Here is a 20,986-nt window from a genome sequence, read left to right on the forward strand (position 1 = left end):
TGAGGAAGGGATCACCGATGTCCGACACGGCGCCTCCACACAGCGGTCACACCCCCACGGTCGACACCCACGTCGACCCGTTGCAGCGGTCGGCACGCGACACCTCGGAGGTCCCGCTCATCCTCGCCGACTGGATCGGCAGCCGCGGGGACTCGCCTCGCGGCACACCCGAGTTGCACATCGACGCCGGTGTCGACGCGAACGGTATGTCGTCGGAGACGATCATGGTCGATGCGCATTGGCCCGACGGGGGTTCACCGACCGACGAGCGGTGGGTGATGCGCATGGCGCCGCGACCCGAGGACATCCCCGTCTTCGACACCTACCGGCTCGATCACCAATACGAGACGATGCGACTCGCCGCGGAGTCCACCGGCCTGCCGATCCCCCGGATGCGGTGGCTCGAGCCGACGGGCGCGCTGTTGGGGTCGCCTTTCTTCCTGATGGATCGCATCGACGGGCTCGTCCCACCCGATGTCATGCCCTACACCTTCGGCGACAACTGGCTCTTCGATGCACCTGTGGAACACCAACGTGCCCTGCAGGATTCGACGGTCGAACTGGTGGCGCGGCTGCACTCGATCCCCGAGGTGTCGACGAGATTCGGATTCCTACGAGAGGGCCAACCGGCCGCGGACTCTGACCTGCGCAGCCGCCTCACCTGGCTGGCGCAGTGGTACGAGTCGTCGACGACGATCGGCCGGTCCCCGCTGGTCGATCGGGCGCTGCCGTGGCTCGAGGACCACTTCCCCGACGACGTCGCCGCGTCGGATTCGGTACTCATCTGGGGTGATGCGCGGATCGGCAACGTGATCTACCAGGACTTCACCCCCGCGGCGATCCTCGACTGGGAGATGGCCACCCTCGGACCACGCGAGCTCGACGTGTCGTGGATGATCTTCGCGCACCAGGTCTTCCAGGAGCTCTGCGGACTCGCCGCGCTGCCCGGTATGCCACATTTCCTGCGGGAGAACGACGTCCGCGACACCTATCGAGAATTGACCGGAGTCGAACTCGGTGACCTGCGGTGGTTCTCGGTGTTCGCCGGGGTGATCTGGTGCTGTGTGTTCATGCGCGCCGGCGCCCGTCGCGTGCATTTCGGTGAGATCACCCGGCCCGCCGACGTCGACGCCGAACTCTTCTATCACCGCACCCTGCTGGAACGTCTCCTCGAGGAAGGACCGTAATGCTCGGACCCACCGACGAATTCCCCATTCATCAACTCCCCCAACCGATCGCATGGCCGGGTAGCTCCGACCGCAATTTCTACGACCGCTCCTATTTCAATGCCCACGACCGCACGGGTGAGATCTTCCTCATCACCGGCATCGGGTACTACCCGAACCTCGGCGTCAAGGATGCGTTCGTCCTCATCAGCCGCGGCGGCGCCCACACTGCGGTACACCTGTCCGACGCGATCGACGACGACCGCCTCAATCAGCATGTCGGCAACTATCGTGTCGAAGTCAGCGAACCTCTACGCTCGCTGCGTATCGTCCTCGACGAGACCGGCGGCATTTCTGCCGATCTCACCTTCACCGGACTGTTCGACGCGCTGCAGGAAATGCCGCACGTGATGCGCACCGGTCGGCGGATCACGTTGGACGCCCAGCGTTTCGCACAACTCGGCACGTGGCGTGGACAGCTGGTGATCGACGGTGAGGAGATCACCGTCGATCCGGCGACGTGGCTCGGGTCGCGTGACCGCTCGTGGGGTATCCGTCCCGTCGGCGAGGCCGAACCCGCGGGACGTCCGGCCGACCCGCCGTTCGAAGGGATGTGGTGGAACTACATCCCGATGGCGTTCGACGACTTCGCCCTTGTCCTCATCGTCCAGGAGAACCCCGACGGATTCCGAACCCTCAACGACTGTAGTCGCGTCTGGAAGGACGGTCGCGTCGAGCAACTCGGTTGGCCGCGGATTGCCGCGCACTACCGCTCGGGCACAAGGATTCCCACCGGTGCCTCGATCGAGATGACCGACTCCGCGGGCGGCACGGTCACGCTCGAGGTCAGGTCGTTGCTGGCCACACCGCTCCACGTCGGCGGCGGGTACGGCGGTGACCCCGACTGGACGCACGGCCTGTGGAAGGGTGAGGGCTTCACCGAGCGGGTGACCTACGATCTGGCCGATCCCGCTGTCGCCGGCCGCATTCCATTCGGGATGATCGACCACGTCGGCACCGCGACCTGCCGCGAAGCCGACGGCACCACCCGAGAGGGCTGGGGTCTGTTCGAGCACGGCGCCCTCGGTCGCCACGACCCGTCCGGCTTCGCCGACTGGCTGTCGGTGGCGCCGTAACCGGCGGTGCTGCGCGTCGCGCGCCTCCCCGATGTCGGCGGCCATTCCCCCGATGGTCGAAGCGCCTTTTCCTGGGGTCGAAGCGCCTTTTCATGGTGGTCGAGGTGCGACGAGCGCAAGCGAGGAGCCTCGAGACCCGGTGAGCCACAGCTGGTTCCACCCCACAGACAAAGAGACCGTCACCGCGGATACGTGACGATCACCTGCCCGGTCCGTCGGTTCCGCCACTCCACCCGTCGGTCGGTGTAGAGCGTCGGCACCCATTCGGCGAGGTGTTTGCGTTGGTGATCGGCCCGGCACAGCGGGATCAGATCACCGAGGACCGTCCAGCCTCCGGCCTCGGGGTCGGCATGGTTGAAGGCTCGCCAATGATCAAGGTCGCACAGGTGTGACGGCATCCCGCAGAACGGAAACCGACACCACGCATCATTGGCCAACACCTCAGCGCGCAACGCAGCGCTGGGTGCATACGTCAATGCCCCAGGAGGTGGCACGGTGTGACCACCGTGTCCGGTCGGATCCGCCGGTGGGGCTTGCGGCCGGTCGGCGATCTGCGGGATGAGTGGTCCCGCGGCACGGGCGGATTCGGGGTAGTGGATGGTTCTCGCCACGTCGGCGAGGGCGGTGGCGTAGTCGGGGTCGATCGGCCCGTATCCCTGCAACCGGGGCACGAGAATCCCGTCCGGGTCCTTCAACACCGTCAACACAGGTGCGCCGGGCACCACCAGCGCCCGCCCGAATGCCACGGGCACCTCATCCGGGATCGGCTCGTCCAGGGGGTCGGGGATCTCGGGTTCGGCGACCGGCTCCACCCGATCGAGTTCGGGAGCGTCGGCATCGGCGGGTTCGGGCAACAGGTCGACCCACGCTGCCGCATCCTCGGCGTCAGCGGGAGTTTCGGCCGACCCGTTGCTGTCTGTGCTGCCACCTCGTTTCGGGCAATCATCTTGTCCGCATTCGCAGTCGAGGTGCGCGCCGGGCACACCGGTGATCTCCCCAAGGGCGATCACCCGCAGTGACCCCACGCGGCGGGGGTCCTTGCGGCAGGTGCGTTCGTCGATCAGCGCATTGATCTGCGTTGTGAGGAACACCCCGTAATGCGCGGGGACGACCGCATCCAAGGTGGAGTGTCCGGCAGTTTCTGCGGTGATGGTGACGTTTTCCACCAGGTCGGTGATGGTGTCGCGGTCCTCGGAAACAGCGTCGGGGTTCATCGAGATCAGCGCTGCCTCGAGCTCCTGCGCCAGCACCGGATCGGTGGTGGCGCGCGATGCATAGTTCAGGACGATCTTCTCGAACGACATCTCCGCGTCGTCACCCTCGATGCCGTCGAGATCGATGTCTCCGGCACGTTGCGCGGCCCGCGCCATGATGGACACCCGGTTGGTCGAGTGCTCCCCGTTCAGGTAGGCGGCACGGATCAGCGGGAACTTCTCCAACAGATCCGCCAACGCCACCCAACTCCCGGCCTTACTGCGAGACCTTGAACTGCAACGACACCTCGGCGCGGCCGAGTTTCTCGGCATGCTCGATGACTGAGCCCCACACGCTGGTCTCGGACCGACCAGCGAGATGCTCGCGATACACCCGCTCCGCCAGCGCCGCGGCAGCCAGGACCGTCCGGGCCTCGTGCTGACGCGATTGGCGCAACAGATCAGGGCCGATCTCGATGAGCTCATCGCGCGACATCGACGTGATCGCGGCAGCGTCGGCATCCGGATCGGTGAACGTCAACACACTCGACATCAGATACCCCCTCCCGCGATCGGTGATCGAACTTATGGGCACAAGTGTACGAAGGGGTACCGACAAAACCGGCGCGGCGGAGGTAGGGCCGACAAAATCTGTGGACAACTATTTTCCACTCGTCGAGTGGGCGTCGATGTGGTTGCGATACTTGTCATCTCACCAGGGTCTCGAGGCTCGGCGCTAGCGCGCCGAACACCTCGACCATCGGGGGGAAGGGTGGACCATCGGGGAGGAACGGTCGACCATCGGTCAGGAAACGGCCATTTATCCGTTCCGATGGTCGAGGTGCCGAGGAGCGCCAGCGACGAGCCTCGAGACCCCGCTCGCCGACGAGCATCCGCACCACCTGCCGAGCCGGAACCAGGATCGGCACAAGCGATCTCGAGGCTCGACCATCGGGCGAAGCGAGGGCGTCCGCCGCGGGACCTAGCCGAACTGCCCCACCGCGAAGCCGATGAGAAGTACTGTTACGCCGCCGATCTCACCGAGGATGAGTGCGGCCATCGCCAGGCGAAGGGCGCGGTCGGGGTGAGCGAACTGATTGGTGGTGTCGCGACGCATGCCGTGCCCGATGTAGGTGAGGATTGCGCCGAGGAAGAACACGATCGGGATGCCGGCGGCCACGAGATCGAGCCACGCGGGCCACGCGCTGAACTGCACGAGCGCGGCGAGCAGAGCCGTGGCAAAGGAGTACATCAGCGCCGCACGGTGGGCGATGTCGACGTAGGGGTGCGCGAGGTGATCGGGAGCGGTCAGCATCTGCTGGTACTTCCACACCCCGAGGACCAGTGCCAGCAACAAGATCAGCCCGGCGACGAACAGGACGATCGCGGCCTCGGTGCTCATGCGATCATCGTGCCATGCGCGATCCCCTCTCCACCGGTGGTCTGACCCGTCGCGGGTTGATCATCGATGTGGCGATCGCCGTCGTGTTCGCATTGGTCGCCATCCCGATTCACCTCGGACAATCCACGTCGGCCGCGGTCACCGCGGCCGTCGTGTCGATCGCCCTGGCGCTGCGGCGGCCGGCACCCAGCGTGATGATCGTGCTGGCCCTGGCCTCGGCGACGGTGCAGGTGGCCACCGACCAGATCGCAGTCGTGGCCTCCTTGGCCTACTTCCCGCTGTTCGCCACCGTCGGCGGACACCCCGATCGTCGGGTGCGGTTCGGTTCCCTGTCGGTGGCGATAGCCGGATGTGTGATCGCCGGTTGGGAATTCCCACACGTCTATGCCTCGGCCGATATCGTGGCGGCGCGGCTGTTCGGATTTGCCGGTGCGGCCGTCGTCGTCATCGGCGGCTGGGCCTTCGGTTTCATCCGCTACCAGCGCCGCATGGTGCAGCAGGCGTCGATCGCCGAGACCATCGCCGAACTCGAGCGCAAACGGTTGCTTGACCTCTACGACGAACAATCGGAGCGCACCAGGCTCGCACGCGACATGCACGATGTGGTGGCGCATTCCCTCGCCGTGGTGGTGGCACAGGCCGAAGGTGCCCGGATGGTGCTCGACGCCGACCCGGAAGCAACGCGGAAGGCGTTGCACGTCATCGCCGATACCGCGCGCGGAGCCCTCGGTGACGTCCGTGGACTCCTCGAGCAGCTCCGCAACGAGGATGTGTCGTCGGCGTCGCGCTCGGATCGCGACACCCTGTTCGACCGGATGCGGGCGGCCGGAATGACCATCGACACCCGGGAAACCGGGAACGACGAGTCGGTTGATGCGAACATCACCCGGGTCGCCGGGCGGGTACTCAGCGAGGCACTCACCAACGCGCTCAAGTACGGTGACCTCGCTGTACCCGTCGTCGTGCGCATCGAGTGGACGCGCGGGTGCTCGATGACGGTGTGGAATGCCCTGTCGGACAATCCCTTGGCTCCAGGAGGCGCCGGACACGGTATCGCGGGTATGGCCGAGCGGGCAGCGCAGATCGGCGGAACGCTTCGCAGTGCCCGCGACAACCGCGACGGCTGGCTTGTCTCCCTGCAGATCCCCGCACCGGTCTCCGATACGACACGGAACACCCACGAATCCGGAGGGACACAGACCCGATGATCCGCATCGCCCTGATCGATGACCAACCGCTGTTCCGCGGAGGCATCGCCATGATCATCGGGAGCCAGCCCGACATGGAGGTGGTCACCGAGGAGTCGACCGCGATCGGCCTTGCCACGGTGGTCCGCACCACCCGACCCGACATCGTGTTGATGGATGTGCGAATGCCCGGCGTCGACGGCATCACCGCCACCGCCGACCTCATCGCCGATCTCGGCGACGATGCACCGAAGGTGTTGGTACTGACCACCTTCGACACCGATGAGGCAGCTGCGTCGGCAATCGCCGCCGGTGCCAGCGGGTTCGTGCTCAAGGACGCCCAGCCCGACTTCCTCCTCGCCGCCATCCGCGCCGTCGTCGACGGCAGCCAGGTGGTCGCCGCATCGGCGACCCGCCGGTTGTTCGAGACACATCGGACACGTGCGGGAGAACCCGGCCCGGAGTACGCGCAGTTGACCCCTCGGGAACGCGAGATCCTGGTGCGGGCCGCGCACGGCCTGTCCAACGCCGAGATCGCCGCGGCCGAGGTGCTGTCCGAGGCCACGGTCAAGACACACATCTCCCGCATCCTCACCAAACTCGCTCTGCGCGACCGTGTTCAGCTGGTCGTCTACGCCTACGATCACGGCCTCGTCTGACCCGGGGCACCCGTCCTGCGCGGCCCGAGGTACATCTCTGGATGTACGACCGACCGACCTGCGATGTACCCGATTTCCACACCGCGGCCGACGATCTCACGGACACACGAACGTAGCGTCGAGCCCATGAACGCACCCCACACACCTGCCGTCCTCCTGCGCGACGTGTCACGCACCTACGGCGACGCCGCCAACCCCATCCACGCACTGCGTCACGTCTCCCTCGATCTGCATCGCCGCGAGTTCACCGCGATCATGGGGCCCTCCGGGTCCGGTAAGTCGACGCTGATGAACGTCATCGCCGGACTCGACGACATCAGCTCCGGGCAGATCTGGCTCGGCGACACCCCGATCGCCGGACTCGACGACACCGCGCGAACCCTGCTGCGCCGCACCACCATCGGCTTCGTCTTCCAAGCCTTCAACCTGATTCCGACGCTCACCGCCGACGAGAACATCCGACTTCCACTCGTACTCGCCGGGATACGACCCGATGCCACACAGCAGGCGTGGATCGCACACCTCGTCGCGACGCTCGGCTTGCGCGACCGGCTCGATCACCTGCCGTCGGAACTATCCGGCGGACAACAACAGCGGGTTGCGATCGTGCGTGCTCTCGCATCCCGCCCGACGATCATCCTCGCCGACGAGCCGACCGGTGCCCTCGACACCCGCACGGGCCGAGAGGTGTTGACACTGTTGACCACCGCGGCCCGCGAATACGGTCAGGGCATCGCGATGGTCACCCACGACCCGGTGGCCGCGTCCTACGCCGACCGGATCGTGGTACTCACCGACGGCGCGATCGCCGGCGAGTACCGGGGTCTGAATCCCCGCCAGATCTCCGACCTGTTGATCGGGTTGCAGGAGGTTCCGGCATGAAGGCCACCTCAACGCGCCTGACCGTCGGGTCGCTGCGCGAGTTCGCCACGATCGGTGTGGTGTCGGCACTCTCGGCCACCTACGGCGCCGCCCTGGTCACCACGTCGCAGATGCTGTCGACGATCTCGGCGCACAAAGGCGGCTCCGCCGGGGCCGCCCTCGACGTCGTCGCCTCGGTCTTCATCATGATCGCCCTGTTCGTGTCGGCAATCGTCATCACCAACGGCGTCACCACCGTGATCGCCGGACGCCGCAACCAGTTACGGCTACTGCGGCTCATCGGCGCGAGTTCGGCACAGTTGCGTGCGAGCCTGACCCGGGCCGTCGCCCTCGACGCGGCCATCGGCGCCGTCATCGGGGTGATCCTGGGCACCGTCGGCACCGACATCACTCGAATCATATTGGTACACAACGGCACCATTCCCGGTCTCGACTATCCGTCGTTTCCACCCGGGGTGATCGTGGCCGGGCTCGCCGTCGTCGCCACCGCCGTGGTGGCTGCTCGGGTCGGCACCCGCGGCGTGCTGACCGGTATGGCAGCCGCCCCGGCACGAAGGGAGATCGGCATGGTTCGACGCGTCGTCGCCGCGGCACTGCTCCTGGCGGGTGCCGGTCTCCTCGCGCTGGCTGCACTGTTGGGCGAGCGCGGCAGCCTTGCGGGTTTCGTTGTCGCATTCTTCGGTGCCGCAACATTTTCCGTCGGCGTACTGATCGGCGCACCGTTGATCGTGCCGAGCCTCGTGCGGCTGAGCGGACGCACTCTCGGCGCCGGCGCGCCGTCGGTGGTAGCCCGCAAGAACGCGGTCAGCGACCCGCACCGCACCACCCGGTCGACCCTGGGCCTGTTGATCGGGGTCACCCTGGTGACCACGATCGCCACCGGTATGGCTGCGCTGACCCGTTCGGTCGACAGCTGGGACCTGTCAGCCGCCAACGCTGCGGCCACCCGTGAGACGTTGTCGGTGATCACAGCGATCTTGATCGCCATGGTCGCCATCTCGGTGATCATCTCCGCGGTCGGATTCGTCTCGACGATGTCGCTCACCGTCATCGGGCGAACCCGGGAGATCGGCATGCTCCGCGCGATGGGATTCACGACGGGACAGATCCGTTCGATGATCTTCCGGGAGTCGCTGGCGATGTCGGGGACCGCGGTCGCAGCCGGCCTGGTACTCGGCATCGTGTTCGGGACGGTCGGCAGTCAGTCGCTGGTCGGAGCACTCACGTCCGGTATTCCGCTCGGATTGCCCTGGGCGGCACTGGCATCGATCATCGTGGGAACGTTCGCGCTGGCTCTGGTGGCGTCACTGCCGCCGAGTCGGCGCGCGGTGGCGGTGACCCCGGTCGATGCCTTGGCGGTGCAGTGACCCAGCGGTGCAGTGACCCAGTGGTGCAGTGACCCCGATACCGGATCAGAGTAGCTGCGCCAGCGGCACATCGGCGTCCGCTGCCCGATCGAGATCGACGGGGCGGCCCGCGGTGATGAGCGCCTTGATGTCGTCGAGCTGATCCCAGATGTTGACCTGCATGCCGGCGAGCACCCGCGCATCCTCGGACACCCACAGCGCCACGAACTCGCGGGCCGCGACGTCGCCGCGCAGGATGACGGTGTCGTCGGCGCCGGCGAGTCCGGCGTATTCCATCCCGAGGTCGTACTGATCGGTGAAGAAGTACGGGAGGTTGTCGTACTCAGCCGACCCGCCCAGCAGATTTCGCACCGCAACCGCCGGCTGGTTCAGCGCGTTCGCCCAGTGTTCGGTTCGGACCCGCCGCCCAAGGACCGGGTGCTCGGCGTTGGCGATGTCACCGACGACGAAGACGTCGGGATTGCCACTACGCAGCCCGGCGTCGACGAGGACACCACCACCGTCGATGTCGAGGCCGGCGGACTCCGCAGGCCCGAGCGCCGGAACCGCCCCGGCGGCGACGAGCACCGCATCGGCGTCGACGGTGGTGCCGTCGCCGAGCCGGAGGCCGGTGGCGAAGCCCTCGGTCTCGAGGATCTCCTGCACCTGCACGCCGGTACGCAGATCGATGCCGTGCTCGCGGTGCAGGTCGGCGAAGACCTGCGCAACCTCACGGCCCATCACCGTGAGCAACGGCAGTTCACCGACCTCGGCCACGGTGACCTCGGCCCCGCGCTGGCGCGCCGACGCCGCGACCTCCAGGCCGATCCACCCGCCGCCGATGATCGCCAGCCGACGCCCGGGACCGATGTCGTCGCCGAGCGCGGTCGCCTCGTCGAGCGTGCGCAGATGATGCACGTGCGCAGCGTCCTCGCCGGCAAGGTTCAGGTGTCGGGAGGACGAGCCCGTGGCCAGCACCAGCTTGTCGTACGGGACGGTCGAACCATCGGGCAGCACAACCCGTTTGGCGTCGGCGTCGACGCGCTCGACGGTGGTGCCCGGACGGAGGTCGATGTTGTTGTCTCGATACCAGTCCGCGTCGTGGACGGTGAACTCGGCGGGTTGCTTCTTGCCCGCGAGGAATTCCTTGGACAGCGGCGGCCGCTCGTAGGGCAGGTGGTCCTCCGCCCCGATCAGGACGACGTCGCCGTCGAAATCCTGTTCGCGCAGCGCCTCGGCGGTCTTGGCTCCAGCCAGGCCGCCGCCGACGATCACCACTGAGGTCATGGCGTTCCTACCTTCCTGGTGGGTACTCGTCCCACCGTACGCGCGCCCATCCGGGGTCGGACCGGCTCCGAATGGTCCATGAGCATCCTGTCCACCCGACCTGTCCTGCCCGACCTGTCCCGTTCTGAGGAGGCCGAATGGATTCGTTGCGCGAGCATCCCGCATGCCGCGCGGCGGAGGTGATCCGCACGTGTGTCGACCGGATGCTGCTGGCCACCATCGACGGCCACGCGACGATCCTCACCGGCGTCGACCCGGACGTCGGGCGTCTCACCGACGCCATCCGCGGTGCCGCGATGGGCGGCAAGCGGCTGCGTGGGCAGTTCTGCGTCTGGGGCGCGCGGGTCGCCGCCGAGGTGAGCGGCACCGCCGGGGCCCCGAGCACGCCCGGCGTGTGGGAGACGGCCACCGCGATCGAGATGTTCCACCTGGCCGCACTCATCCACGACGACATCATGGACGGCAGCGACGCACGGCGCGGGATGCCGACGGTCCACCGCGCCTTCACCGATCGGCATGTGGCCGAGCACCTGTCGGGGGACGCGCGGGCGCACGGGTCGGCGATGGCGATCCTCGCCGGCGACCTGTGCCTGATGTGGTCGGACGAGTTGCTCGGCGACGCCGTCGCCGACCTCGATCGCGCCACCCGATCGGTCGTCCGGTCGATGTGGTCGACGATGCGCGATGAGGCCTTCGCCGGGCAGACCCTCGACATGCTCGCACAGACGCGAGAAACCATCACCCGCCAACGCGCCCGGACCATCCTGCACTACAAGAGCGCCAAGTACACGATCTCCCATCCGCTGCGGCTCGGGGGCGCGCTGGCCGGTGCGCCCGCCGACCTGCTCGCGCGGTACGACGAGATCGGCGTCCTGGCCGGCGAGGCGTTCCAACTGCGCGACGACGTCCTCGGCATGTTCGGCGACCCCGCCGAGACCGGCAAACCCGTCATCGACGACCTCCGCGAGGGCAAACGGACCCTGCTGGTCGCCCTGACCCAGGAGCGCGCCGACCCCGCCGGCAGGCGCCTGCTGAGCACGTCGCTGGGCAACCCGGAGGTCACCGACGACGACCTTCTCGCGGTGCGGGAGCTGATGGCGGCAACGGGCGCCCTCGCCGAGACCGAGGTCCGCATCGATGATCTGACCGCGGCTGCGCAGGAGGTGATCGATCGCATCGAGGTCGACGAATCCGCGCGTGAGGCACTGCGGGAATTGGTGCGGCAGTCGGTGAGGCGACGCTCATGACGGTGGCACCGTCGGCGAAACCGGTCGTCGAACTGCGCATCTGGGGCGTCGATCGGGTGGGACCTGCACTCCTGCGCGTCGCGTCGGGTCGTACGGCGTTGCGCCATCTGCCCGGCCTGCGGTTCGCGAAGGTGATGGGGACGGGATCGGCGCGCACGTTCACCCCGCGCGACGCCGACACCCATCATTGGGCGCTGCTGACGGTGTGGGCCGACGCCGATGCCGCGGCCACCGGTGCGGCGTCACGTTATCTGCGGTCCTGGGATCGAGCGGCGAGCGAGGCACTGACCGTGCGCATGGTGCCGCTGGCCTCGCGCGGGCGGTGGTCGCGGCGAGAACCGTTCGGCACCAACGCCCCTCGAGCTCGCCGTACCGACTGGACAGGCCCGGTGGCGGCATTGACCCGGGCCCGGCTGCGGCCCACGCGCATGGCGTCGTTCTGGCGGGCGGTGCCCCCGGTGGTCGGCGACCTCACTGCCGCACCGGGAGTGCGCCTGGCACTCGGAGTCGGCGAGGCACCGATCGGGCTGCAGGGCACCTTCTCACTCTGGGAGAACCCGTCTGCGCTGACCGACTTCGCCTACCGGAGTGCAGGTCACGTGTCGGCGATCCGCGAGACCGGCCCACAGCGCTGGTACGCCGAAGAATTGTTCGCCCGGTTCGGCGTCGAGTCGGTGATCGGAACCTACCGGGGGATTACGCCGTGACCGCCGACGACGTGGTCGATCGCACCGAAGCCACATCCCGACGGCGACCCCCGCCCCTACGGGTGGCGGCGTGGATTCTGTTGGCCACCAGTGTCGGTGTACAGATCGCGTTCCCCCTCACCGGTGGCGGCAACGTCGTGCTCACCACGATCGTCGTGGTGGCGATGTCGGCAGCAATGCTGTGTCATAGTGCGGCGACGCACGGTGTGCGGGGACTGCTCTGCCTGCTCGTCGTGGCCGGCGGTGGCGGTCTGCTCGCCGAGGCCGTCGGGGTTCACACCGGAATCCCGTTCGGGGACTATGCCTATACCGGAGCACTCGGTGGGGAGATCCTCGGCGTCCCGGTGGTGGTGCCGCTTGCCTGGATCATGATGAGCTGGCCGGCGTTCGTCGTGGCACGACGGATCTCGGGCCGAAAGCTCTGGGCGGTACCGCTTCTGGGCGCGTATGCGTTGACCGCGTGGGATGTGTTCCTCGATCCGCAGATGGTGGACGCCGGGTACTGGCGATGGTCGTCGCCGCATCCGGCGTTGCCCGGTGTCGAGGGGATTCCGCTGACCAACTTCCTGGGTTGGCTGCTGGTGTCGGCATTGATGATGGCGGTGCTCAGCGTGGCGATCGGGCGTCGGGAACCGGCATCGACGACCGATCGTCGCGCCGCGGAGTTGCTTCCGCTGGTCGCCTACCTGTGGGTGTATGGGTCGTCGGTGATCGCTCATCTGGTGTTCTTCGGTCGTCCGCCGGTCGCACTGGTCGGCGGACTGGTGATGGGCGTTGTCGCAATCCCGCTGGCCGTCAGCGTGTTTCGGGAGGTTCGACGATGATCATCCGGCCGCGGGACGTCCTCCGATGGGTCGTGAACTCCGGTACCGCATTGGCGTCGGCCTCCCTTGTGCTGACGATCTCCAATGCCCGACGGATTCGTACCCCGGATGTCGATGCGCTGCCCGTCGCCGAGCCGTTGTCGGTGCTCATCCCGATGCGCGACGAGGCCGCGAACGCGCCGGGGTGTCTGCGTGCGGTGCTCGCGGCGATCGATCGTTGGCCAGGGCCGGCCCGGATCGTGGTCGTCGATGATGATTCGACCGACGACACCGCGGAGATCCTCGCGATCTGCGCGGCCAACGACCCGCGCGTCACGGTTGTCGCGGGAACACCGCCGCCGGCCGGATGGCTCGGCAAGTCGTGGGCGTGTCATCAAGCAGCACAAAATGTTCCGTGTGGCGGGATTCTCGCCTTCGTCGACGCCGATGTGCGGGTCAGCCCGTTCGCCTTCACCGCGACCGTCGCGGCCCTGCGCGTTGCCGGGCTGGCACTGTTGTGCCCGTATCCCCGTCAACTCGCCGACAGCCCGGCCGAGCGGCTGATCCAGCCGCTGCTGCAATGGTCGTGGATGAGCACGCTGCCGCTCGGGATCGCGGAGCGGTCGTCGCGTCCGAGCCTGTCCGCGGCAAACGGCCAGTTCCTCGTCGTCGATGCCAAGATCTACCACCGAGCGGGCGGCCATGCGGCCGTCGCGGGTGAGGTTCTCGAGGACATCGCCCTGCTCCGTGCGATCAAGTCCGTCGGCGGCCTGGGCGGGGTGGGTGCCGGTGCGCACCTGGCGCAATGCCGGATGTATCACGGCCACCGCGAGATTCGGGAGGGCTACCGTAAGTCGTTGTGGTCGGCGTTCGGCTCACCCGCCGGGGCCGTCGGTGTGGTGGCGATGCTGGTGCTGGCCTACATCGTCCCGGCGGTGGCGGCGCTCACGGGTTCTCGGATCGGGCTGCTGGGATACGCCGCCGGGGTGGCGTCGCGAGCGATCTCGGCGTCTGTCACCGGCGGGCGCGCGTGGCCGGACGCGTTGGCTCATCCGTTGTCCATCGCGGGTTTCGCGGCGCTCACCGCGGATTCGCTGCAGGCGCATCGCCGAGACCGATTGCGCTGGAAAGGGCGTTCGCTTCCCGGGACGACACCGCGAGGGCGGGTGACTCGCCGTGGCTGAGGTCATCGTGGTCGGGGCGGGCGTCGGCGGGCTGGCCGCAGCCCTCCGGCTGCAGCACGCCGGGCATCGGGTGAGCGTCCTCGAGCAATCGACTGCGGTGGGCGGCAAACTCGGAACCCTGGAGCACGACGGCTTCGTCTTCGACACCGGCCCGTCGTTGGTGACGATGCCACACATCCTCGCCGAACTGTTCGCGGCGACCGGCGCACCCGTCGACGACGTTCTCGAACTGCAGCGGCTGCCGATCGCCGCCCGGTACCGGTTTCCGGACGGCACCGGTCTCGATCTTCCCGGCGATTTCGCCGAGATCCCTGCTGCACTCGACGCCGCTCTCGGAGCCGGATGCGGCGCGCAGTGGTCGGGGTTTCTCGATCGCGCCCGCAGGATCTGGGACGCCACCCACGGGCCCTTTCTCGAGGCGCCGATCAGCCTGCGCGACATGGCCACTCTGGCCCGCAGTGTGGACGATGTGCGGACTGTCGCCCCGTGGTCGTCGTTGCGGGGCCTTGCGTCCCGGTATCTGCGCGACCCACGGCTGCGCATGATGGCCGACAGGTATGCCACCTATACCGGCTCCGACCCGCGTCGCGCCCCGGCCGCGCTGGCGAGTGTTCCCTGGGCCGAACAGCGCTGGGGCTCCTGGTATGTGCGCGGCGGCCTCGGCCGCATCGCCGTCGCGCTCACCGATCGGCTCGCCGCCCTCGGTGGATGCGTCGAGACCGGGACCGCGGTGCGTGAGATCCGGGTCCGCGACGGCCGCGCCGACGGTGTCATCACCACGTCCGGCGATCTGCGTCGCGCGGATCTGGTGGTGGCCAATGCCGATACAGCTCAGGTGTATTCCTCACTCGTGCACACGTCGTCGGCGCGTCGGCAGCTTCGTCGGCTGCAGCGGAGCACACCGTCGTTGTCGGGGTTCGTCATCCTGCTCGCCCTCGGCGACGAGCCACCCGGACAGCCACATCATCGCGTGTTGTTCCCCGCCGACTATGACGCCGAGTTCGACGCGGTCTTCGGCCGCCACGGAGCACCACGTCCCGTCGCCGATCCCACCGTTTACATCACCGCACCGGACGACCCGGCCATCGTCCCCGCAGCGGGAACCGGCGCGTGGTTCATCCTGGTGAATGCGCCGCGCCACGACCCGGATTCGGGAATGGATTGGGACAGCGACGGTCTCGCTCATTCCTACGCCGACCACGTGCTGGAGGTGATGGCCGCTCGCGGAACCGACGTCCGCCATCGCATCCGACACCGATTCGTACTCAGCCCCGCCGATCTCGCCCGCCGCACCCTGACGCCCGGCGGTTCGATCTACGGGAGCTCATCCAACGGTCCGCGCGCCGCGTTCTTGCGCCCCGCCAACGCCTCCCCCATCCCCGGTCTCTACCTCGTCGGCGGTTCGGCCCACCCCGGCGGCGGCCTGCCGTTGGTTTTGCTGTCCGCGAAGATCACCGCAGGGCTCATCGGCCGGGCGTAGGCGAGCGCTCCATCGCCACACCGGATACCCTTCGGCACAAGAGGTCTCGAGGCTCCTCGCTAGCGCTCGTCGGCACCTCGACCACCGTATGGAAGCCGTCCCCCTCTCGATGGTCGAGGTGCGAGGCGCATGCGCCGAGCCTCGAGACCACCGTCGCCGGTACTGTTTTCGTCCCACCGTGGCCCGGAAACCCTTCAGCACAAGATGTCTCAAGGCTCCTCGCTAGCGCTCGTCGGCACCTCGACCAGCGTAGTAATACCTCGATGGTCGAGGTGCGAGGCGCATGCGCCGAGCCTCGAGACTGCCTGCCACAGAGTCGGTTTCACACCACCACTAGGGAGCCACCGACGGCCCGGTGGAATGGTCTCCGCGTAGGCGCTTGCGGATCAGTTCGGCGCTGATCAGGCACATGGGCAGTCCGATGCCGGGGCGGGTCGAGCCGCCGGCATAGTAGAGGCCGTCCACCTTGCGTGATCGATTGGTGGCGCGCAGGAAAGCGCTCTGGCGCAACGTATGTGCGGGTCCGAGCGCACCACCGGACCACGAGTTGACGTCGACGGCGAAATCGCCCGGACCCATCGTGCGGCGTACGACGATCCGATCGGCGAGGTCCTCGATGCCTGCCCAGTCGGCGACGAGTTCGATGGCGCGGTCCGCGGCCTGCTCGATCACGGGATCGCCTGCCCCGTCGACACCGCCGCGCCCCAGCGACGGGTCGGGCGGTACGGGTACCAGGATGAACAGATTCTCGTGCTCGCTCGGCGCCACCGTATCGTCGGTCGCCGACGGTCGACACACATACAGCGATGCGGGCTCGGGGACGCGGGTGGGTTCGGTGAAGATGGCGTCGAAGTTCGCGTGCCAGTCCTGCGTGAAGAACAGCGAGTGGTGCGCGAGTTGTGGCAGCCGCCCACGCACCCCGAGGAAGACCAGCACCGCCCCGGGCCCCGACATCCGGCGGTCCCACCACCGTTGCGGGAATGTCTGCAATCTTCGTGGCAACAAGCGGGTTTCGAGGTGATGCAGATCGGTCGCGCCGATCACGATGTCGGCAGGCAACACGTGCTCGGCACCGTCCGCAGCGGTCACCCGCACCCCGGTGACCATTGCCCGCCTTCCGACCGGTCCGCGACCCGAATCGCGGGTACAGATCTCCGTCGCCGCAACCCCCGTGTGCAGGCGCGCACCGTGATCGACGGCGACACCGACGAGCGCGTCGACGAATCGGGTGAAACCCCCTTGCGGGTATCGGACCCCGTCGTCGAGATCCAACCAGCTCATCAGGTGATACATCGCGGGCGCACGCTCGGGCGACGCCCCGAGGAACACTGCCGGGTAGCCGAGGATCTGCCGTAGCCTCCGGTCACGAAAGTGCCTGGCGGTGAACGACTCCAGGCTCTCGGTGAGCAGTCGCGCCAACCGGGGGAGGCGGCGCAGCAGTTCGGTGGCGGTGAACGCCCGAACCGACTCGAAGCTGGTGTACAGGAATCGTCGAACGGCCACGTCGTAGGTGTCGCGCGCCGACTCCAGGTACTCGTCGAATCGCACACCTGCGCCGGGTTCGGTGCGCTCGAACAACTCTCGGTTGCGAGCACGGTCACCGGAGATCTCCAGTGGATCCGGCTCACCTTCGAAGAACACCCGATATCCGGGTTCGAGTCGGGTGAGCTCCAGTTGCTCCGCCGTCGACGTCCCCAGCAACGCGAAGAAGTGGTCAAAGACCTGCGGCATCAGCCACCACGACGGTCCGGTGTCGAAGCGGAAGCCGTCCTTCTCCCAACTCCCGGCCCGCCCACCGGGATTCGCGTTCTTCTCGACGATATCGACGTCGTGCCCGTCGGCGGCCAACAACGCCGCAGTGGCCAGCCCGGCCACACCGCCGCCGATGACGACGACCTTCTTCGGTGTGGTCACCGGCTCGATACCCCTCCCGCTCGTGGATACCCGCGACGCACCGCTGCCGCCGCAGCGATACGGGCCTTCACCGGTCCGGGCACCCGTACGCGCGTGGTCACCGCGTCCACCGGTGCCACCTTGCGCAGACGCGCCGACAACTCGGCGAACAGATCATGGGCGGTACATACCGCGACCCGGGCCTCACCGGGCAGGTCGGGAATGATGCGCGCCGCGGCGGCCAGATCGTCGTCGACGTCGTCGAGCCACCGCCGCCACGCCTCATCGCTCGGGGCCTGCGGGTCCAGGCCGGTCAGATAGCGTCGGCCGAGTTCACCATCATCGACTCCGAGGTCGCGCAAGAAGTTGACCTTCTGAAAGGCGGCCCCAAGACGCTTCGCCCCCGGCGCCATCGCCGCGTAGCGGACGTCGCGGTCGGGTTCGTCGGCAAGGAACGCCCGCAGGCACATCAGCCCGACCACCTCGGCCGACCCGTAGATGTAGGTGGCCAGACTGTCCTCGTCGTGCACTCGGCAGGTCAGGTCGGTGCGCATGGAAGCGAAGAACGGTCCGGTCAGCGCGGCGTCGACGCCAACCCTGCGGGCGGTGCGGGCGAAGGCGTGGACCACCAGGTTGGTGCTCGCCCCGCTGTCCATCGCCGCGAGGGTGTCCGCCTCGAGCTGATCGAGCGCGACCCGCCTGCTCTCGACGTCCTGGCCGGGCCGCGGGGCGTCGACGATCTCGTCGGCCACGCGCACCAACGCATAGATGTTGCGCACGTCTCGGCGGATCGGGCCGGCCAGTAATCGAGAGGCGAGGCCGAAGGAGGACGAATACGAGCGGATCACCAGGTCGGCGCTGGCGTCGGCGACCTCGTCGTAGCGCACATACGGACGGGTCGTCGCAGCCGATCGGTGCGACCCCATCTGGCGCAGGCTCATGACGTCTCCCGCTCGGGCACACGGTAGGGGTGAGCACCGAGCGCATGCACCTGATCGACGAACCACGGGCTGAGCAGCCACGGGGTGCGTCGCGCCGCCGACCACACGTCGTCGACGTCGGTCCACGCGACGTCCATCACCTCATCGGGGTTGGGCCGCAGTGGACCGGCCGGGCGCGCGACGAACACCGGGCACACCTCGTTCTCCACCACACCGCTGGCATCGACGGCCCGGTAGCGGAAATCGGGTAGGACACAGCGCACATCGGTGACGTCGAGACCCAATTCCCGTTGCGCGTAGCGATGCACGGCGTCGACGGCACTCTCCCCGGGTCGGGGGTGTCCGCAGTAGGAGTTGGTCCACACACCCGGCCAGGTCTTCTTCGTCAACGCCCGGCGGGTCATCAGCAACCGGCCGGCTTCGACGAGATGGCAGGAGAAGGCAAAGTGCAGCGGGGTGGAGGTGGTGTGCACCGATGTCCGGTCGGCGGTACCGCACGGCGTGCCGTCGGGCTCGACGAGTACCACCAGGTCCTCGGTCAGGTCCTCGGTCATGCGCGGTCTGCTCCTCGTTGGTCGGTCGGGCCCCGATCGGCCCGGCGTGCCTCCAGACAACAGCACTTCGACGCCGACGCAAACTCGGATGGGCCCGGCCCGCAGCCCTCGTGAACGGGTGGCTCAGTCCCGATGCAGCAGCGGCAACAACCGCTCGGTCTTGTCCTGGGTCCAGCCGGGCGGTTGCAGGATGTCGGCCCACGAGTACGGGATGGCGCTCAGATAGTTATGGCCGTGCCCGTCGGGCACGTTCACCGACACGGCCATGTCCGCCGACACCTGCAGGAACGTGACGAACGGCATCCACGTCATCGCCCCGAGCACGTCACGGCCGTGCTCTTCCTTCAGCCACTCCGGCTCGTTGAGGATGAGCCGCGGCGACCACCAGGCGATCAGGTCCGACGCGTGCTGCAGGTAGACGACGCGGGGGTCGAGCCACGGCGTGTCGGGACGGTTCAGGTCCGAGGCGTCGGCGATGAACCGGACGTGCCGGCCGTCGTCGTAGATCGGCAGGACCTGTGGCGAACCGGGATCGCGGGCAGCGGTGGCGTCACTCCACAACTGGTTGTTGAACGTCGGCCCGACGAACAGGGCACCGTTGGTGCGGGCGACGACCGTCGGCACGGTACCGAAGGCGGCCTCGGCACCGAACGAACCGAGGCTCTCCCCGAACACGACGACCTTGGGTCGGCGGCCCTCCGGCAGTTGCTGGATACGTGCGTCGACGGCCTCGAACAACGCACTGCCGGCCTGACGCGCGCGTTCGCTGTCGACGAGGAACGACAGCCAACTCGGCAGATACGAGTACTGCATCGACACCGTCGTGACGTTGCCGTTGTACATGTACTCCAGCGAGTCGACCGTCGCCTTGTTCAGCCACCCCGATCCGGTGGCCGACCCGATGGCCACCACGGCCCGGTCGAGACCGCCGGCACGGACCAGCTCATCGGCGGCCAGGGTGGCGTTGGCGCGCAGATCATTTCCCGATCCGAGCCCGACGAACGCGCGGATCGGCTCCATCGCGGGCGCCCCGTTGAACGCCGAGAGCTGTTGCACGTCGGGGCCGTTCGCAACGAATCGCCGGCCCTCCCGGCCGAGCGAGCCCCACGTGACCAGCGAGCCCGGACCACCGGATCGAACCGTGGTCGTCGGTGCCGACGTGGTCGCATCGGTCTCGTCGTTCGCCGCGGCGAAGGAGGCATTGAGCCACTTCATCGAGTAGTTCGCGACCACGCCGTTGAGGATGAACACGGTGATCAGGACGATCACCGTCGCACCGGCGACCGCAGAAATACGGGGCGGCGCAAAGCGATTGAGCTTGCGCACCGACCAGACGACGAGTGCGGCCCAGAGTTGTCCGATCACCATCAGCAGCACGAACACGACCACGGAGACGACAATGATCAACGGGTAGGCCGTCCACGAGAGCTGGTCGACCTTCATCAGCGAGCGGATCTCGTTCTGCCACACCGAATACCAATAGAACATCACCGAGGTGCCCACCGCGAAGATCACACCCAGCGCGGCCCATAGGTACCACGGTGGTGAGGGCCATCGCCGATCCCTCGACAACATGAACCGCACCAGCCAGGCGAAGAAGGCGCCGAGACAGTAGCCGACGGCGGCCGCGGCGCCGCTGACGATGCCCTGGAACAGCGGCCCGCGCGGTAACAGTGACGGTGTCGCCGAGAACCAGAGGAATGCCGTTGCCACCGCCAGGCCGGAGTAACTGATCCGGCCGAGGTAGGCCACGGCGCGTTCCCGTGCCCGTGACCGGTGCGGCTGGGCGCTCACGTCCTGCGGGGCGTCGACGCCGTCGACGGCGTCCACATCAGATTCCGGCACTGGCCACGCTCCTGTCGTCCGCGCCCCGACGGTCGGGCACAATCGGTCGGAAACATCTTGTCAGACGGCATATC

Annotated in this window: 17 protein-coding genes and 1 pseudogene; 11 read left to right on the forward strand and 7 right to left on the reverse strand. The window is 67.8% G+C overall.

What is annotated here, in order from left to right; all coding sequences use genetic code 11:
- Nucleotides 1-17 precede the first annotated feature (17 nt).
- Both AC5ZH6_RS26285 and AC5ZH6_RS26290 read left to right on the forward strand, forming a co-directional pair.
- Nucleotides 18-1,187, forward strand: coding sequence for a phosphotransferase family protein (locus AC5ZH6_RS26285; protein ID WP_288338287.1), 1,170 nt, complete (start codon nucleotides 18-20; stop codon nucleotides 1,185-1,187).
- Nucleotides 1,187-2,302: an Rv3169 family protein gene (locus AC5ZH6_RS26290; protein WP_288338288.1), complete on the forward strand. Its 1,116-nt coding sequence runs from the start codon at nucleotides 1,187-1,189 to the stop codon at nucleotides 2,300-2,302. The genes AC5ZH6_RS26285 and AC5ZH6_RS26290 overlap by 1 nt, the downstream gene beginning before the upstream one ends.
- Nucleotides 2,303-2,481: 179 nt before the next feature.
- Here the strand turns inward: AC5ZH6_RS26290 and AC5ZH6_RS26295 are convergent.
- Both AC5ZH6_RS26295 and AC5ZH6_RS26300 read right to left on the reverse strand, forming a co-directional pair.
- Nucleotides 2,482-4,048 (reverse strand): annotated as a pseudogene (locus tag AC5ZH6_RS26295) (HNH endonuclease signature motif containing protein).
- 429 nt (nucleotides 4,049-4,477) lie between these two features.
- Nucleotides 4,478-4,897, reverse strand: a complete 420-nt coding sequence (locus AC5ZH6_RS26300) for a hypothetical protein (RefSeq protein WP_020173103.1) — start codon at nucleotides 4,895-4,897, stop codon at nucleotides 4,478-4,480.
- 14 nt (nucleotides 4,898-4,911) lie between these two features.
- On the opposite strand from AC5ZH6_RS26300, the gene AC5ZH6_RS26305 reads away from it, so the two are divergent.
- The 4 genes from AC5ZH6_RS26305 to AC5ZH6_RS26320 all read left to right on the forward strand — a co-directional run bounded on the left by AC5ZH6_RS26305 (nucleotide 4,912) and on the right by AC5ZH6_RS26320 (nucleotide 8,992).
- Nucleotides 4,912-6,105: a sensor histidine kinase gene (locus tag AC5ZH6_RS26305; protein ID WP_271354407.1), complete on the forward strand. Its 1,194-nt coding sequence runs from the start codon at nucleotides 4,912-4,914 to the stop codon at nucleotides 6,103-6,105.
- The gene (locus AC5ZH6_RS26310; protein WP_020173102.1) at nucleotides 6,102-6,743 is read left to right on the forward strand and encodes a response regulator transcription factor; all 642 of its coding nucleotides are present in this window, start codon (nucleotides 6,102-6,104) and stop codon (nucleotides 6,741-6,743) included. Before AC5ZH6_RS26305 ends, AC5ZH6_RS26310 begins: the two co-directional genes overlap by 4 nt.
- Before the next feature lie 126 nt (nucleotides 6,744-6,869).
- Complete coding sequence (locus AC5ZH6_RS26315) at nucleotides 6,870-7,625, forward strand: ABC transporter ATP-binding protein (RefSeq protein ID WP_455410215.1); 756 nt, start codon at nucleotides 6,870-6,872, stop codon at nucleotides 7,623-7,625.
- Nucleotides 7,622-8,992 (forward strand): ABC transporter permease, encoded by a 1,371-nt coding sequence (locus AC5ZH6_RS26320; RefSeq protein ID WP_455410214.1) that lies wholly within the window; start codon nucleotides 7,622-7,624, stop codon nucleotides 8,990-8,992. The genes AC5ZH6_RS26315 and AC5ZH6_RS26320 overlap by 4 nt, the downstream gene beginning before the upstream one ends.
- A 45-nt stretch (nucleotides 8,993-9,037) precedes the next feature.
- Here the strand turns inward: AC5ZH6_RS26320 and AC5ZH6_RS26325 are convergent, their stop codons facing one another.
- Nucleotides 9,038-10,258 carry an NAD(P)/FAD-dependent oxidoreductase gene (locus AC5ZH6_RS26325; RefSeq protein WP_455410213.1) on the reverse strand — a complete coding sequence of 407 codons (1,221 nt, stop codon included), beginning with the start codon at nucleotides 10,256-10,258 and terminating at the stop codon, nucleotides 9,038-9,040.
- A gap of 137 nt (nucleotides 10,259-10,395) precedes the next feature.
- On the opposite strand from AC5ZH6_RS26325, the gene AC5ZH6_RS26330 reads away from it, so the two are divergent.
- Genes AC5ZH6_RS26330 through AC5ZH6_RS26350 form a run of 5 tightly spaced genes read left to right on the forward strand, consistent with a single transcriptional unit; the run spans nucleotide 10,396 to nucleotide 15,679 of the window.
- Nucleotides 10,396-11,505, forward strand: coding sequence for a polyprenyl synthetase family protein (locus AC5ZH6_RS26330; RefSeq protein ID WP_271354411.1), 1,110 nt, complete (start codon nucleotides 10,396-10,398; stop codon nucleotides 11,503-11,505).
- Complete coding sequence (locus AC5ZH6_RS26335; RefSeq protein WP_455410212.1) at nucleotides 11,502-12,212, forward strand: monooxygenase; 711 nt, start codon at nucleotides 11,502-11,504, stop codon at nucleotides 12,210-12,212. The genes AC5ZH6_RS26330 and AC5ZH6_RS26335 overlap by 4 nt, the downstream gene beginning before the upstream one ends.
- Entirely contained in the window at nucleotides 12,209-13,036 is an 828-nt protein-coding gene (locus AC5ZH6_RS26340) for a carotenoid biosynthesis protein (protein ID WP_006368729.1), read from the forward strand. Before AC5ZH6_RS26335 ends, AC5ZH6_RS26340 begins: the two co-directional genes overlap by 4 nt.
- Nucleotides 13,033-14,199 (forward strand): glycosyltransferase family 2 protein, encoded by a 1,167-nt coding sequence (locus AC5ZH6_RS26345; RefSeq protein WP_455410211.1) that lies wholly within the window; start codon nucleotides 13,033-13,035, stop codon nucleotides 14,197-14,199. Before AC5ZH6_RS26340 ends, AC5ZH6_RS26345 begins: the two co-directional genes overlap by 4 nt.
- A complete protein-coding gene (locus AC5ZH6_RS26350) occupies nucleotides 14,192-15,679 on the forward strand; it encodes a phytoene desaturase family protein (RefSeq protein WP_496168000.1) in 1,488 nt (495 codons plus the stop codon). Before AC5ZH6_RS26345 ends, AC5ZH6_RS26350 begins: the two co-directional genes overlap by 8 nt.
- 333 nt (nucleotides 15,680-16,012) lie before the next feature.
- On the opposite strand, the gene crtI is transcribed toward AC5ZH6_RS26350, so the two are convergent.
- The 4 genes from crtI to AC5ZH6_RS26370 form a co-directional block, all read right to left on the reverse strand.
- Nucleotides 16,013-17,593 (reverse strand): phytoene desaturase family protein, encoded by a 1,581-nt coding sequence (gene crtI, locus AC5ZH6_RS26355; protein ID WP_455410209.1) that lies wholly within the window; start codon nucleotides 17,591-17,593, stop codon nucleotides 16,013-16,015.
- Complete coding sequence (locus AC5ZH6_RS26360) at nucleotides 17,590-18,513, reverse strand: phytoene/squalene synthase family protein (protein WP_020173093.1); 924 nt, start codon at nucleotides 18,511-18,513, stop codon at nucleotides 17,590-17,592. The genes crtI and AC5ZH6_RS26360 overlap by 4 nt, the downstream gene beginning before the upstream one ends.
- On the reverse strand, nucleotides 18,510-19,067 hold the full coding sequence (idi, locus tag AC5ZH6_RS26365; protein ID WP_020173092.1) for an isopentenyl-diphosphate Delta-isomerase: 558 nt from the start codon (nucleotides 19,065-19,067) through the stop codon (nucleotides 18,510-18,512). Before idi ends, AC5ZH6_RS26360 begins: the two co-directional genes overlap by 4 nt.
- A gap of 123 nt (nucleotides 19,068-19,190) precedes the next feature.
- On the reverse strand, nucleotides 19,191-20,897 hold the full coding sequence (locus AC5ZH6_RS26370; RefSeq protein ID WP_496169274.1) for an alpha/beta hydrolase: 1,707 nt from the start codon (nucleotides 20,895-20,897) through the stop codon (nucleotides 19,191-19,193).
- Nucleotides 20,898-20,986 lie beyond the last annotated feature (89 nt).

It is taken from the genome of Gordonia sp. YC-XJ4 (assembly GCF_059511865.1).

What these genes read in the sequence shown, in the direction of transcription:
- AC5ZH6_RS26330 (WP_271354411.1), top strand. Translation starts at nt 10,396, where the DNA reads ATGGATTCGTTGCGCGAGCATCCCGCATGCCGCGCGGCGGAGGTGATC.
- idi (WP_020173092.1), bottom strand. Translation starts at nt 19,067, where the DNA reads ATGACCGAGGACCTGACCGAGGACCTGGTGGTACTCGTCGAGCCCGAC.
- AC5ZH6_RS26345 (WP_455410211.1), top strand. Translation starts at nt 13,033, where the DNA reads ATGATCATCCGGCCGCGGGACGTCCTCCGATGGGTCGTGAACTCCGGT.
- AC5ZH6_RS26315 (WP_455410215.1), top strand. Translation starts at nt 6,870, where the DNA reads ATGAACGCACCCCACACACCTGCCGTCCTCCTGCGCGACGTGTCACGC.
- AC5ZH6_RS26360 (WP_020173093.1), bottom strand. Translation starts at nt 18,513, where the DNA reads ATGAGCCTGCGCCAGATGGGGTCGCACCGATCGGCTGCGACGACCCGT.
- AC5ZH6_RS26300 (WP_020173103.1), bottom strand. Translation starts at nt 4,897, where the DNA reads ATGAGCACCGAGGCCGCGATCGTCCTGTTCGTCGCCGGGCTGATCTTG.
- AC5ZH6_RS26335 (WP_455410212.1), top strand. Translation starts at nt 11,502, where the DNA reads ATGACGGTGGCACCGTCGGCGAAACCGGTCGTCGAACTGCGCATCTGG.
- AC5ZH6_RS26285 (WP_288338287.1), top strand. Translation starts at nt 18, where the DNA reads ATGTCCGACACGGCGCCTCCACACAGCGGTCACACCCCCACGGTCGAC.
- AC5ZH6_RS26305 (WP_271354407.1), top strand. Translation starts at nt 4,912, where the DNA reads ATGCGCGATCCCCTCTCCACCGGTGGTCTGACCCGTCGCGGGTTGATC.
- AC5ZH6_RS26320 (WP_455410214.1), top strand. Translation starts at nt 7,622, where the DNA reads ATGAAGGCCACCTCAACGCGCCTGACCGTCGGGTCGCTGCGCGAGTTC.
- AC5ZH6_RS26290 (WP_288338288.1), top strand. Translation starts at nt 1,187, where the DNA reads ATGCTCGGACCCACCGACGAATTCCCCATTCATCAACTCCCCCAACCG.
- AC5ZH6_RS26310 (WP_020173102.1), top strand. Translation starts at nt 6,102, where the DNA reads ATGATCCGCATCGCCCTGATCGATGACCAACCGCTGTTCCGCGGAGGC.
- AC5ZH6_RS26325 (WP_455410213.1), bottom strand. Translation starts at nt 10,258, where the DNA reads ATGACCTCAGTGGTGATCGTCGGCGGCGGCCTGGCTGGAGCCAAGACC.